The organism is Desulfobacteraceae bacterium (assembly GCA_022340425.1).
Lineage (GTDB): Bacteria > Desulfobacterota > Desulfobacteria > Desulfobacterales > JAABRJ01 > JAABRJ01.
Map to the genome: position 1 here is coordinate 42,238 of JAJDNY010000054.1, position 13,730 is coordinate 55,967.

General features: G+C 64.3%; 11 protein-coding genes. 4 read left to right on the top strand and 7 right to left on the bottom strand.

Annotation, left to right across the window (positions count from 1 at the left end):
- Positions 1-9 precede the first annotated feature (9 nt).
- The 6 genes from LJE63_05065 to LJE63_05090 all read right to left on the bottom strand — a co-directional run bounded on the left by LJE63_05065 (position 10) and on the right by LJE63_05090 (position 7,641).
- The gene (locus LJE63_05065; protein ID MCG6905975.1) at positions 10-651 is read right to left on the bottom strand and encodes a hydrogenase; all 642 of its coding nucleotides are present in this window, start codon (positions 649-651) and stop codon (positions 10-12) included.
- Positions 648-1,568: an NADH-quinone oxidoreductase subunit H gene (locus LJE63_05070; protein MCG6905976.1), complete on the bottom strand. Its 921-nt coding sequence runs from the start codon at positions 1,566-1,568 to the stop codon at positions 648-650. Before LJE63_05070 ends, LJE63_05065 begins: the two co-directional genes overlap by 4 nt.
- An 81-nt stretch (positions 1,569-1,649) precedes the next feature.
- Entirely contained in the window at positions 1,650-3,608 is a 1,959-nt protein-coding gene (locus tag LJE63_05075) for a hydrogenase (protein ID MCG6905977.1), read from the bottom strand.
- Positions 3,609-3,798: 190 nt separating this feature from the next.
- Positions 3,799-5,268, bottom strand: coding sequence for an SLC13 family permease (locus LJE63_05080; GenBank protein MCG6905978.1), 1,470 nt, complete (start codon positions 5,266-5,268; stop codon positions 3,799-3,801).
- Positions 5,269-5,353: 85 nt separating this feature from the next.
- Complete coding sequence (locus LJE63_05085; GenBank protein ID MCG6905979.1) at positions 5,354-5,914, bottom strand: CBS domain-containing protein; 561 nt, start codon at positions 5,912-5,914, stop codon at positions 5,354-5,356.
- 533 nt (positions 5,915-6,447) lie between these two features.
- Positions 6,448-7,641: a Xaa-Pro peptidase family protein gene (locus tag LJE63_05090; protein ID MCG6905980.1), complete on the bottom strand. Its 1,194-nt coding sequence runs from the start codon at positions 7,639-7,641 to the stop codon at positions 6,448-6,450.
- A 194-nt stretch (positions 7,642-7,835) separates the two neighbouring features.
- Between LJE63_05090 and LJE63_05095 the strand changes: the two genes are divergently transcribed.
- From LJE63_05095 to LJE63_05110, 4 genes are read left to right on the top strand one after another with little or no spacing between them, the layout of a single operon-like run.
- Positions 7,836-8,879 carry an ABC transporter permease subunit gene (locus tag LJE63_05095; GenBank protein ID MCG6905981.1) on the top strand — a complete coding sequence of 348 codons (1,044 nt, stop codon included), beginning with the start codon at positions 7,836-7,838 and terminating at the stop codon, positions 8,877-8,879.
- A gap of 7 nt (positions 8,880-8,886) precedes the next feature.
- Positions 8,887-10,500, top strand: a complete 1,614-nt coding sequence (locus LJE63_05100) for an ABC transporter permease subunit (protein ID MCG6905982.1) — start codon at positions 8,887-8,889, stop codon at positions 10,498-10,500.
- Between the two features lie 37 nt (positions 10,501-10,537).
- Positions 10,538-11,524: an ABC transporter ATP-binding protein gene (locus tag LJE63_05105; protein ID MCG6905983.1), complete on the top strand. Its 987-nt coding sequence runs from the start codon at positions 10,538-10,540 to the stop codon at positions 11,522-11,524.
- Between the two features lie 18 nt (positions 11,525-11,542).
- Positions 11,543-12,565 (top strand): ABC transporter ATP-binding protein, encoded by a 1,023-nt coding sequence (locus LJE63_05110; GenBank protein ID MCG6905984.1) that lies wholly within the window; start codon positions 11,543-11,545, stop codon positions 12,563-12,565.
- Positions 12,566-12,682: 117 nt separating this feature from the next.
- On the opposite strand, the gene LJE63_05115 is transcribed toward LJE63_05110, so the two are convergent.
- Positions 12,683-13,730 (bottom strand): hypothetical protein (locus tag LJE63_05115; GenBank protein MCG6905985.1); only part of this gene is annotated, 1,048 nt, incomplete at its 5' end.

The window sequence follows — 13,730 nt, forward strand, 5'->3', positions numbered from 1 at the left end:
AATCTTCACCTATTCCTTTAAGGTTCGCAAACGAGCCGTGTCCACGTCATCGAAGGTCTGTTTGATGTTCTGCAGGATGACCGCCATGATCATCACGCCGGCCAGCACGTCCAGCAGAATGCCGAATTCCACGATATGGCGGGCGCGGATGGAGAACGTGGTGCCCACCAGGTAGATGCCGTTTTCCATCATGATGTAGCCCAGGACCATGGCGATGGCGTTGCGCCGGGCCATCAGCAGAAACATGCCGGCCCCCAGGAGGGAGATCGCCGTGGGCAGCAGCAAGGCGCTGACGCCGCTGGCGGGGGTATCGAAGCGGTGGCTGGCGACGGTGGCCGCGACCACCAGCAGCAGCCCGGCCAGGATGGAGGCATGGTAGCCGACGATGGGTTCCACCTCCCGTTGGATGGCGACTTTCTGGATGGCCAGATAGATGCACCCGGGAATGACGATGCCGCGGATGGTCATTGTCGCCAGGGTGAAGAAGATGCCGCCGGTGGCGATGTCCTGGCCGATGAAAAGCGGCACCACGGACACCACGATTCCCTGAAAGGCGAGCACCTTGATCAGGCCCGGCAGGCGGCTGGAGCCGAAGGAAAAGAGGATTGAGAGCAGCGCCAGCGCCAGTATGGTGTCCACCGTGTGAATCATCTCAAAAACTCCAGGGTGATGATGGTTGCGAAAAAGGCCAGTGCGAAAGAGGTCAGGACGAACTTCGGTACCCGGTCCATGCGGTGGCGCGCCATGACCGATTCGGTGATCCCCACGGCCACATAGACCAGCAGCAGGCCAAGGGAGAAGATCCCCAGGTTTAACAGCGGGTGGCCCGGCTGAAGGGGCAGGATCAGCCGGGCGACCATGGCGGCGTAGAAAAAGAGCTTGAGCAAGGCGCCCATTTCGATCAACGCGAAGTCCGGGCCGCTGTGATCCAGCACCATGACCTCGTGGATCATGGTCAACTCCAGGTGGGTGGCGGGGTCATCCACCGGCACCCGGGCATTTTCAGTCAGCAGGATGATGAAGAGGGCGATCACCACGAAAAGCAAAGGCGATCCGGCCGTCTGCCAGAAGCCGCGGGGGTTTTCGCCGGCGAAGTAGGCCCCGAGGTTCAGGTCGCCGCTGAGCCGGTAGAAGAGGATCAGGATCATGAACAGGCTGGCCTCGCAGATGATGGGGAAATAGGCCTCGCGTGCCGCGCCCATGCCCTCGAAGGGCGAGGCGGTGTCCATGGCGGCGGCGATGGTGAAAAAGCGCGCCAGCCCCAGCAGGTAGAGGACAAAAATCACATCGCCGTCGAAGGTCAGCACCGGCGGCTGACCGCCCATGGGCAGAAAGAGCAGCGCCGTGGCCGCCGCCGCCAGCGAAACGACGGGACCCAGCTTGAAAAGAAAAGTGGTGCTGGTGCTGTAGACCGACCCCTTTTTGCAGAGCTTGGCCAGGGTATAGTAGTGAATCAGCAGCGGGGAGCCTTTGCGGCCGCCGAAAAAGGCCTTCACCTTGAAAATCACGCCCGCAAAAAGCGGGGCCGTCAGCAGGGCTAATGCCCACAGCAGGAGGGAATCGATCATCGGTGCGTTCCGTCAGAGTTGGGGTGAACGATCTGCATGCGATCCGTGGGGCTCCCCGGCGCGTTTGCGGGGGGCGCCGATCTAGACGAAAAACAGCAAGACCACGATGGCCAACAGGATGTAGCCGATATAGAGGTGGATGTCGCCGTGCTGAATCCAGCGCAGCTTATCGAACAGCCAGGTCACCGGGGTGACCACCGCAGAGTTGAGGTGCAGTTCGACGATGTCATGGACGTGGCTGCGGTAATGGGTTCGGTCCGGGAAGAGCCCCGCCACCGCCGGGTGGTCCTCCTCCAGCGGGGCCGCCGGTTTGAAGAATTCCAGGATCGAGGCGGCATAGGAAGTCCCGGTGTACTGCATCCGGGCGGTGGGCTGGGTGAACCCGCAGCCCCAGGTGCCGCTGCACCCGATGGGCTTGCCCTCGTAGAGCAGGCGCCGCAGGGCCCAGACGATCAGCAGGGCCGCCAGCAGAATGGCTGCGGCCAGGGTGATGTTGGTGGACAGCCGGGCGACGGATTCCAGAGGAATGCGGCCGACCTCCAAACCCAGAGCCGCCGCCGCTTGCAGCGGCATGTAGAGAAAGGCCGCGGGATAGACGCCGATCACGGCGCAGGCGGCCGCCAGGACGATCATGGGCAGCAGCATGGCCGCCCCCCCCTTTTCATCCACAGCCTGCGCCGCCGGGCTGCGGGCTTCGCCCTGGAAGACGACCCCCACCACCTTGCTGAAGCAGGCCAGGGCCAGCCCGCCGATCACGGCCAGGCCGACAATCGCCAGCAGGCTCAGCGCCAGGACCGGTGTCTCGGCAGCGACGCCCTCGAAGCTGCCCAGATAGATCAAAAATTCTCCCACAAAGCCGTTAAAGGGCGGCAGGCCGCAGATGGCCAGGGCGCCCACGAGAAAGGTGGCCCCGGTCACGGGCATCTTTTTCAGCAGGCCGCCCAGGGCGTCGATGGTGCGGCTGCCGGTTTTGTGGAGCACCACGCCGGCGCCCATGAACAGCAGGGACTTGAAAGTCGCATGGTTGAGCACATGCAGCAGGCCGCCCGCAAACCCCAGGAGGGCCATGAGCGGGGTATCGGTGGCGACGCCGATCATGCCGATCCCGATGCCGATCAGGATGATGCCGATGTTCTCGACGCTGTGGTAGGCCAGCAGCCGCTTGAGGTCGTGCTGGCCCAGGGCGTAGACAACCCCCAGAACGCCGGAGACCACCCCGAAAACCAGCACCACCGTCCCCACGGCGGGGGTGTAGAGCTCCAGGATGCCGACCATGCGCAGGATGCCGTAAATGCCGGTTTTGATCATCACCCCGGACATGACCGCCGAGATATGCGAGGGCGCAGCCGGGTGGGCGTGGGGCAACCAGACGTGAAAGGGGAAGACGCCGGCCTTGGAGCCGAAGCCGATAAAGGCCAGCCCAAAGACCCACAATTTGGCCGTCTGGGAGAGGCCGGTGGCATCGAATTCGAAACCGCCGCTGCCGCCGTAGAGGACCCCGAAGGCGGCCACGATGAACATGGCGCCCACATGCGAAAAGACAAAGTAGAGATAGCCGGCCTTGCGGGTCTCCGGGCGCCGATGATCGTGGACCACCAGAAAAAAGGAGGCCAGGGACATGATTTCCCAGGCCAGCAGGAAGGTGATCATGTTGGCCGCGGCCACCACCAGGGCCATGGCGGCCGTCAGCAGGCTGAAAAAAAAGTAGCTGACGGCGGTGCCCAGGGCTTTGCGGGGGTCGCTCAGGTAGCTGAAGCTGTATACGGCGGAAAGGAGGCAGACGGCAAAGATGGCCAGCAGAAAAAAGGCGGACAGGCCGTCGATTCGAAAGGCCAGGGTGAGCGTGCTGAGGTAGTCAAAGGAGGCGCTGGCCGCCCCGCCACCCGCAAGGCGGGCAAAGGCGTCGCGCAGCCCAAAGCAGCAGCCGGCGCCGATGAACGTTGCCCCCAGGATTCGCATCAGGGTGAATTGTCTGAAAAACAGCAGCGGCAGCACGCCACCTGAGGCGATGATCAAAAGTGACAGGAAAAATAGGCGCATCGGCTTCCTTTTGCTTTTCCGTCCAGTCTATGGGTGGCTTTGGGGCCTGCGCGCGGCGGGCCAGCATCGGATAGTGGGGATGACCGGTTTCAAGGGCCGCTGGCGGTTGCCTGCGTCCGGGGCGGCTTCCCCCCCGCTGGGGAAAAGCCGCCCGGGCGCGTTGCCGGTGACCGGGTTCGGAGCCGCCGGGTCAGGGCAGAGTCGTCGGCATGCCCATCAGGGGCCAGAGAATAAAGACCGCAAAACCGGTCACCACCATCAGGATGAGACTCGCCGGGAGACCGTAGAGAAAAAACTCTCCGGTGGTGAACTGCTTGGAGTCGTAGGCGATGGCGTTGGGGGCGGCGCCCACCAGCAGCAGGAAGGGCATGCCGGCGGTGACCAGGGCGGCGAAGAGGATCACCTCCGGGGCGACCCCCAGGTAGGGCGCGATCACGAACGCCACCGGCAGCGAGATGGCGATGGCCGCGACATTCATGATGAAGTTGGTCATCACCATCACGAAGAAGGCGATGCTCATCACGAAAACGAACCAGTTGGCCTTCTGGAACATCACCAGCCAGTTGACTGCCAGCCACTTGGCGGCGCCGGTCTCCCAGAGGCAGAAGCCGATGCTCATGGCGCCGGAAAAGAGCAGGATGATGTTCCAGGGAATGTCCTCGAGGTCGTTGATGTCCAGGATGCCGGTGACAAAGAAGAGGATGGTGGAAGTCAGGATGATGGCGGTCTTGTCCACCGGCTCCAGCATCGGGATGAACGAGCGCAGGGACATGATCAGGATGCAGGAGAAAACGATCACCATCGCGATGATCTCTTTGCGGGTCAGGCCGCCCAGCTCGGCGTTGAGTTGGATGGCTTTGGCGCGCAGGCCGGGGATCACTTTCTTTTCGGGCTTGAGAAAGATCATGAAGAAACCCCAGAGCAGAAAGACCATCAGCCAGCCGATGGGGAACATGTAGTAGGAGAGCTGGAAAAAGGAGATGTTGGTGCCGACGATATCGGTGAAAAATCCCAGGGCCACGGCCCCGCGGGCGGCCCCCAGCAGCGTGATGATGCTGCCGGCGCCGGCCACGTAGGCCATGCCGATGAAAAGGCCCTTGCCGAACTTGGTTTTTTTGTCGCCCTCGCCGTAGAGGGCGTAGATCGCCATCAGCAGCGGGTAGATCGTCGCGGCCACCGCGGTGTGGGCCATGATGTGGGTCAGGGCGGCGGTCACCACGAAGCAGCCGAGGTAGATCATGCTGGTGCGCTCGCCGACGACGATGAGCATCTTGTAGGCCATCCGGCGGGTGAGACCGGTCTTGGTGAACACCAGGCCGATGACGATCGAGGCGAAGATGAACATGACCGAGGGGTCCATGAAGTCCTTGAAGGCCACTTTAGCCGGGCGGATCAGGAAAAGCGCCTGCAGGACGCCGATGGCCAGGCTGGTGATCCCGATCGGGACCACCTCGAAGACCCACCAGGTGCCGGCCAGCAGAAAGACCGCCAGGGCGCCCTTGGCCTCGCGCGAGAGCTCGAAGTGCTTGCCCATGGGGTCGATGGCATCCGGCCAGGGGGGCGAGTAATAGACGACCACGAACAGGATGATGCCCAGGAAAAGGAACATGAATTTGCGCCAGTTGATGGTCTTGGGGGTCTCGGCGGCGGCACTGTCCATTGCAACAACCTCCTTGATCAGTTGAAACGATCGGATCGGGGGCCCCGTTGCCGGGGCGTTCGCGGGCGTCAGCCCGATCTCGTCTTCAGACGAAGCACTCTTTCATGGTGTGAAAAATGGCGGCAAAGACGTCGGTCAGGCGCAGAATGCCGATGATGTCCTTGCCGCGGGTGACCAGCAGCGACTGATGATGGCCCAGCACCAGCTGGTGGATGGCCTCGTCCAGGGAGGAGCTTTCCTCGACGAACTCCCCTTCGGTCAGGGCGTGCATGAAATCCTTGACCTTGGCGGTGGCGGCGGTTTTGCAGATGTCCTTCAGCGGCCGGTCGAAGAGATTGTAGTGCGCCATCATCGATTTCATGAACTTGCGCGAAAACCCCAGACGCGCGAGGGTGTCGCCGGCCTGCATTTCCTGGTACTTGGGCTCCAGTGCGCGCAGCGCGTCCAGCTGGCCGATCTTGCCGACCACGGCCCCCTGGGCATCCAGCACCAGCACGGCGCGGTGGCGGTAGCGGGTCTGGTCGAACTCCGCCTGGGCCTTTTCAAGGGACAAGACCGCCTCGAAAAGGGTCGCGTCTTCGGAAACAGTGGCGTACTCGGACAGGGGAATCATGAGGTCTTTGATGGTGTATTCAGCGGATGGCATCGGGGCTCTCCTTGGTTGGAAATGGGGGGGTGCAGGACAAATGGGATGCGGGGCGCCGGCTAGGTCGCCTCGAAGAGGCTGCGGCAAGGGTGGAAGTCAGGATGGGAAGCGCTGGCTGCGTGGGGCTCAAGGGGCGTCATCCCCTTGGCAGCGCCGGCACGAAAAAGAGGCCAGGGCCCGCTTGGTTTGAAACCCCCGGCACCCTATGCCTGCAATGCGTTCCATCATCACCCTCTCCCTATTTATTAAAACAGCAAAAAGACCGCGTTCATTTTTTTTGTGTCAACGTATAATTGACCTTCAGGTAATGGCCGCCGCCGGGCGGCGGGTAAAATCAGCCGGTGAACGGGTACCATTAATGAAATGAAATTTCAAGCCGGAGAACTTCTGGCGGTTAAAAAAATCCGTGGAAGGGCCCATGCCATAGGAGGCACCCAGAGCGGCGGTTGCGGAGGAAAATCAGCAAAATTTTCGGGCGGGCACCCGGGCCGCTGTGGCAGCTTGTCCGGGCTTCGCCGGCGGCCCGATCGGTTTCAGACCACCATGATCTGCTCATCCAGGCGCGTGAGCTGTTCCACCCCCTCGGGGGTGACGAGGTGGGTGTTTTCGATGCCCACCACCCCCCGACCGGGAAAGACCAGCTTGGGCTCCAGGGCGAAGACCATTCCGGATTGCAGCGGCAGTTCCTGTCCCTGGGCCAGGAAGGGGAACTCGTCCAGCTCCAGGCCGATCCCGTGGCCCACGAAGCGGACGCGCCGCTCGTCGGCGCCCATGAAAAACGCCCCGTAGCCCTGGCGCGCGGCGCTCTCCCGGGCCACCTGGTAGAGGCGGCCCGAGGGGATCCCGGGGCGCGCGGCGGCGGTGACCTCAGTCTGCAGGACCAGCATCGCCGCGTGGGCCCGCTCCAGATCCGCCGGCAGGCGGCCCAGGGAAAAGATCCGGGTGTGATCGGCAAGGTAGCCGTTGAAAACGAAGACGTAATCCACCAGGATCGGCTCGTGGCGTTGGATGGGGCGCATGCCCGGGCCCTGGGCGACCGCCGGCCCGACCCCCGGGCCGCCGGTGGGTGAGGCCAGAAAGCTGGGGACGGCACCGGACGGGCCGGCCATCAGGTGGCCGTAAAACAGTTCGCTGCCCCACATCCGCATCCGGACGATGCCCTGATGGCCCAAGGCCCGGGCCCGGGCCTCCACCCGACCGGCCAGCTCGATTTCGCTCATTCCCTCGCGCAGGAGGTCGGGCACGGCGGCCGCCAACTGGTCGGCGAGGCGCGCCGCCTGGCGGATCATGCCGATTTCCCAATCGGACTTGACCGCCCGCAAGAGACGAATCTCGGTGGAGATGTCGCTCAGTCCGGCCCCCTGGAAAATTCGACCGTAGGAAAGATAAAGGTTGGCCGGCAGGACGTCCAGTTCCAGCCCCAGGTTTTGGGGCGCGGCCAGGCCGTTGGCCGTCAGGAGGCCGGGGATTTCCTTGGGGCTGCCGATGGCCGCGATTCGATCCAGCGGGGATTCGGACCGGGCGCGTGCCAGGTCCTTGCGGACCAGTAGCAGCGGCTCGCCCTGGAGCGGGACCCAGAGGTGGGACTTCTGGATGGTGCCGGCGAAGTAGAACAGGTCGGCGGTTTGCAGGATCAGGGCGGCGTCCAGCCCCTTGCGGGCCAGCTGCGCCTGAAGGGCGCCGATGCGCCGGGCGATTTCGGAACGGGGGACGGTCGGGGCTTGCATGGCGGCTCCTGTGGGGAAAACGGTTTTTGGCGCTGAGGGCGGCTTGGATGCCCCGGGGGCGGAGCGGCGCGCTCCCGGGTGACTATCCTTCAAAGCCCCTTTGGCTGTCAAGCCACCGGCTTGCAAAGACCGACGTTTCAGGCTAAGAAACCTCCTGGTGCCCATCGCCGGCGACCCCAAGGAGCGTGTAACCCATGGAGCGGCTGGACTATTTCATCAGACGGTTTTTGCTGGTGGTGCCGACCTTTATCGGCATCACCCTGCTGTGCTTCACCCTGATCCAGTTTGTTCCCGGCGGGCCCGTGGAGCAGATCCTGATGCAGATGAAAGGTCTTGACGCCGGCGAGGCCGGCGGCGACGCCCAGCTGCGGGGGACGATATCCGAGCAGCAGCGCCGGGAGATCGAGGCCCATTTCGGCTTCGATCAGCCCATCTACCAGCGCTACTGGAAATGGCTGGTGACCGACCGCCTGGGCCTGGGCATGGAATCCTACAAATTCCCCAACCGCACCGCCTGGGAGCTGATCAGCGAGCGTTTCCGGGTGTCCCTGATTTTCGGCATCACTGGTTTTTTGCTTTCCTACCTGATCTGCATACCGCTGGGAATCGCCAAGGCCCTGCGGCATGACACGTTCTTCGACCTGACCTCCAGCGTCCTGGTCTTCGTAGGCTATGCCATTCCCGCTTTCGCCTTCGGGATGGTCCTCAAGATGCTCTTTGCCGGCACCGTCGACGGCCTCTGGGACATTTTTCCCGTGGCGGGCTTCCACTCCGAGAATTTCGCGCAACTCACCCCGGTGGGTAAACTGCGGGACATTTTCTTGCACATGTTTCTGCCGGTACTCTGTTACGTGATCGGCAATTTTGCGGTGCTGACGCTCCTGATGAAAAACGCCCTGATGGAGCAGATCGGCCGCGACTACGTCCGCACCGTGCTGGCCAAGGGCGGCAGCTTCCGGCGGGCCGTCTGGGGCCACGCCCTGCGCAACGCCATGATTCCCATTGCCACCGGCCTGGGATCGATCCTGACCGTGATGTTCGCCGGCTCGGTGATCATCGAGCAGGTTTTTGAAATTCCCGGGATGGGCCGTCTCAGCCTGGAGGCCATCGTGGGACGTGACTACCCCGTTTTTATGGGCATTCTCTCCTTGACGTCCCTCCTGGGGCTGCTGGGCAACATACTCTCCGATTTTTTCTACGTGCTCATCGATCCGCGGATCAATTTCCAGGAAAACTGAGCGGCCCATGATCGCCAAGAAAATCAAAAACCCGCTGGCCCGCAAGCGGTTGATGCGCTTCAAGGAGGTCAAACGGGCCCACATCGCTCTCTGGCTGCTGGCGCTGCTCTATGCCGTAAGCCTCTGCGCGGAGCTTCTCTGCAACAACGTGCCCCTCTACGTGCGCTTCGACGGGCGCTCCTTTTTCCCGATTTTCGCCTTTTACCCCGAGGATACCTTCACCGGCAACGGCCAGAAAACCCGGGCGGACTTCAAGCAGGTGGCCCGCCTGCCGGCCTTTCAGGAAAACCCCGGAAACTTCATGGTGTTTCCCCCGATTCCCTTCGGGCCCTTTGAAAGCGTGGACCCCGCCCAGCTGGCGATGGCCGAACGGGTCACCCTGGACCTGCGGCCGGAGCCCCTGATCGGGTCGGTGGACCTCGGGGCTGATCTCCGGATCGCTAAATCCCTGGGGTTCGCCCCGTTTGCGGACCTGTCGGCGGCGGACGAGGCGGTGGGACGGCCCTTCGACGTGTTCTTCGACCTGGACCCCGCCCTGCGCCGGGGGATCGCAGAGCGATTCGCCAACCGGCCGGCGCCGCGTTTGACGGTGCTCCTGCCGCGGCGCAGCGGCCCGGATTTAAGCCTCAGCTTGGCGCCCTTTGCGCCGCGGCCCCAGCCACCGCGGACCGTGCGGCTGGTCTTGCGCGAGGCCAAACCGGAAAACGCCCCCGTCCTTGCGCTGGACTTCGGCCCCCAAGCCGAGCCGCTGATGGGGTCCGACGTGGACGGGCTGCCGCCGCTCTGGGGCGCCATCGCCCCCGCCGACCGCCAGATGCTCAAAAGCCTTGTACTGCAGCGTTTCGGCGGCCCCCTGGAGGCCGTCCGGCTGGTGATCGACAACCGCGTCTACCAGGCGCGTTTCCTCAAGGAGGATGTCCGTTTTCCCTTCCCGCCGGTGGGGAAACACCTGATGGGGATCGACGGCGCCGGCCGCGACGTGCTGGCCCGGATCCTCTACGGTCTGCGCACCTCCCTGACCTTCGGGCTGCTGCTGGTGGTCTGCTCCATGGGCCTGGGGGTCGTCGCCGGCGCGCTCCAGGGCTACTACGGCGGTTTGACGGACATCACCGGCCAGCGGCTGATCGAGATCTGGAGCGCCCTGCCGTTTCTCTATATCATGATCCTGATGGGCTCGGTCTACGGCCGCAGCTTCGCCCTGCTGCTCTTCTGCTACGGGCTTTTCAACTGGATCGGGATCTCGTACTATATCCGGGCCGAATTCCTGCGGCTGCGCAAACAGCCTTTCGTGGAGGCCGCCAAATGCATGGGACTCTCCTCGCCCAAGATCATTTTCCGGCATATATTGCCCAATGCGATGGTACCCGTGATCACCTTCTTTCCCTTTTCACTGGTGGGCGCCATCGGGTCCCTGGCCGCCCTGGACTATCTCGGTTTCGGACTGCCGCCGCCGACCCCCAGCTGGGGGGAGCTGCTCTTTCAGGCCCAGCAGTACCGCTGGGCTTGGTGGCTGATCCTCTATCCTTCCCTGGCCCTCTTCGTGGTCATGCTGCTGGGGGTGTTCGTGGGGGAGGGGATCCGCAACGCCTATGAGCCCAGACGTTACACGCGGATCGAATAGAATCCGGGGCGCCGGCCCCAATGGGAGAGAAAGGCCCATGAGCGCTGCCATTCTCGAGGTCGACAACCTGACCGTGACCTTCGACACCGATGAGGGCGTTTTCAACGCCGTCGAAGGGGTTTCCTTTGCCGTCGGGGCCGGGGAGGTGGTGGGGCTGGTGGGCGAGTCCGGCTGCGGCAAGTCGGTGACGGCCCTGAGCATCCTGCGCCTGATCCCGTCGCCGCCGGGGCGGATCACCCAGGGCAGCGTGCGCTTCAAGGGCGTCGACCTCGCGCGCCTGAGCGCCGCCGAACTGCGCCGGGTGCGGGGCGCCAGCATCGGCATGATCTTTCAGGAGCCGTCGGCGGCCCTTTCGCCGCTTCACCGGGTGGGGCGCCAGCTGGTGGAGGCCCTGCGCCTGCACCGCGACATCCCCCGCCAGGCGGCCTGGGAGACGGCCGGCCAGTGGCTAGAGAAGATCCGCATCCCGGATGCGGCCGAACGGCTGCATGCCTACCCCTTTCAGCTCTCCGGCGGCATGCAGCAACGGGTCATGATCGCCATGGCCCTGATGCTTGAGCCGGAGCTGATCATCGCCGACGAGCCCACCACCGCCCTGGACGTCACCATCCAGGCCCAGGTGTTCGCCCTGATCCGGGAGATGCGGCAGGCCAGCACCGCCATTTTGCTGATCACCCACGACATGGGGGTCGTCTGGGAGATGTGCGACCGGGTGCTGGTGATGTACGCCGCCCGGATCGTCGAAGCGGGCAGCCGCGAAGAGATCTTCGGGAAACCGGCCCATCCCTACTCCCGGGGGCTGCTGTGCTCGATCCCGCGGCTGACCGACAAGCCCGACCGGCTGGCGGCCATCGGCGGTATGGTGCCCTCGCCGCTGCGCTACCCGCCCGGCTGCCGCTTCAATGACCGCTGCCCCTACGTTTTTGACCGCTGCCGACGTGAAGCCCCCGGCCTGCTGGAAGTCGCGGGCGGGCATCAGGCGGCCTGTTTCCTGGCCAGAAAACTGGTCCGGACACCCCTTTAACCCAGGCGCTGGGACGGCATGCCAACCCCAATCGCAAAACCCCCGACGAACCTTGAAAACGGCGCGCGGCCGCTGTTGGAACTGCTGGATCTGAAGACCTGGTTTCCCGTGCGGCGCGGGGTTTTCGCCAAAACCATCGGTCATGTGCGCGCCGTGGACGGGGTGACGCTGACCATCGCCCGTGCTGAAACCCTGGGCCTGGTGGGCGAATCGGGCTGCGGCAAGACCACCCTGGGGCGCACGATTCTGGGGCTCGACCCCCCCCACAGCGGCCGCCTGCGCTTCGACGGGCGCGACATCGGCCGGCTGTCGCGGGCGGCAAAGCGGCAGCTCCGGCAGCGGATGCAGATCATCTTTCAGGACCCGCTCTCCTCGCTCAATCCGCGGATGAACATCCTGGATATCGTAACCGAGGGGCTGCGCGAATTCAGTCTGATCTCCGACACCCGCGAGGCGCATGCCGTGCGGCTACTCAGGGAGGTCGGGCTCGACGCCGATGCCCTCTACCGCTACCCGCACGAGTTTTCCGGCGGCCAGCGGCAGCGGATCAACGTGGCCCGGGCGATTTCGCTGCGGCCCGATTTTATCGTCTGCGACGAGGCGGTAAGCGCCCTGGATGTGTCGGTTCAGGCCCAGGTGATCAATTTGATGATCGATCTGCGGGAAAAATACGGCCTGGCCTACCTCTTCATTTCCCACGACCTCAGCGTCGTCAGCAATATCGCCGGGCGCGTGGCGGTGATGTACCTGGGCCGGGTGGTGGAGGAGGGCCCCACCGACAGCATCATCCGCGACCCCCTGCACCCTTACACCCGCGCCCTGATCGGGGCGGTTCCGGTGCCCGGCGTGCAGCGCGCAAAAGCTCCGCCGCTGACCGGCGAGACCCCCTCACCGCTGGCCCCGCCGCCCGGATGCCGCTTTCACCCGCGCTGTCAGGAGGCGATGGACGTCTGCCGGCGGGTGGACCCGGGCCGCACACGCTGGGCCGGCCGCCGGGTCTGGTGCCACCTTTACGGAGAGGGCGAGACCCTTTCCTCCTGACCCGCCGGCGGGGAGCCGCCGGCCGCAGGAGGTTTCGCAAAAAAAAGCGGAAGTGCGCCCCACTCGGAGCGGACTTCCGCTTCTGATTTCAGAACGCCGACAGCGCGGCGACCGGGTTCAGTGGTCGGCGGCAGCGGTTTCAGCCTGGGGTTCCGCGGCGGCTTCTTCAGCGGCCGCGGCGGGTTCATTTTCCGGTTTCGCCTCTGCCCCTGTTTCCACTTCTGCAGCCGTTTCCGCCTCCGCCTCTGCCTCTGTTTCCACTTCTGCAGCCGTTTCCGCCTCCGCCTCTGCCTCTGTTTCCGCTTCTGCAGCCGTCTCCACCGTCACCGCCGGCGGCGCCAAGGGGATCATCTGCGGCGGCTGGCTTTTGACCGCCTCCAGGCGCCGCTGCACCAGGGCGGCCTGGGCGTCGTCGAGCTTCAGACGGGCGGCCTTCTCGAGATCCGCGACGGCCGCCGCGAGGTCCTCCGGTGTGCCCCGGCTGGCGGCCACCTCGGCCCGGTAGAGCAGGGTCATCAGCTCGATGGTGGTCAGGCGCGAGGCCACCTGGCTTTTGAGATCATCGGTTACCGCATATTCGCCGGCTTTTTCAAGCTCGGCCTGGATGGCCTCATAATCGGGCACGCCGCCGGCGGCCAGCAGGTCGTCGGCGCGGTCCATGTAGTATTGGCTGGCCAGGGGGAAAACCTCTTTCTTCGTGTAGAGGTCTTTGAGCGGTTCGGGGGGCGCGACCCCGGGCAGGGTCAGGATGGGGCCTTCCCCGAGGGGTGCAAAGTGTCCCTGCCAGATTTCCAGCACCCCGTCCTGGGTTTGGAGATAGTACTTGCCGCTGTTGACGACGCTGGTTGCGATGATCATCAGCAATACGAGCACAAACCCTGCAACGGCGGCTTTAACGGCTGTTCCCATAGGGTCGGACCCTTTCGTTTGGGCGGTGGTGTCATAGCTTACGGCAACCTTGGGTTCCTTCTCGGCGGCGGCCTTGCGGGCGGCGGCCTTTTCGGCAGCGGCCTTCTCCGCGGCGGCTTTTTCGGCAGCGGCCTTTTCAGCAGCGGCCTTCTCCGCGGCGGCTTTTTCGGCAGCGGCCTTTTCAGCAGCGGCCTTCTCCGCGGCGGCCTTCTCCGCGGCGGCTTTTTCGGCAGCGGCCTTTTCAGCGGCGGCCTTC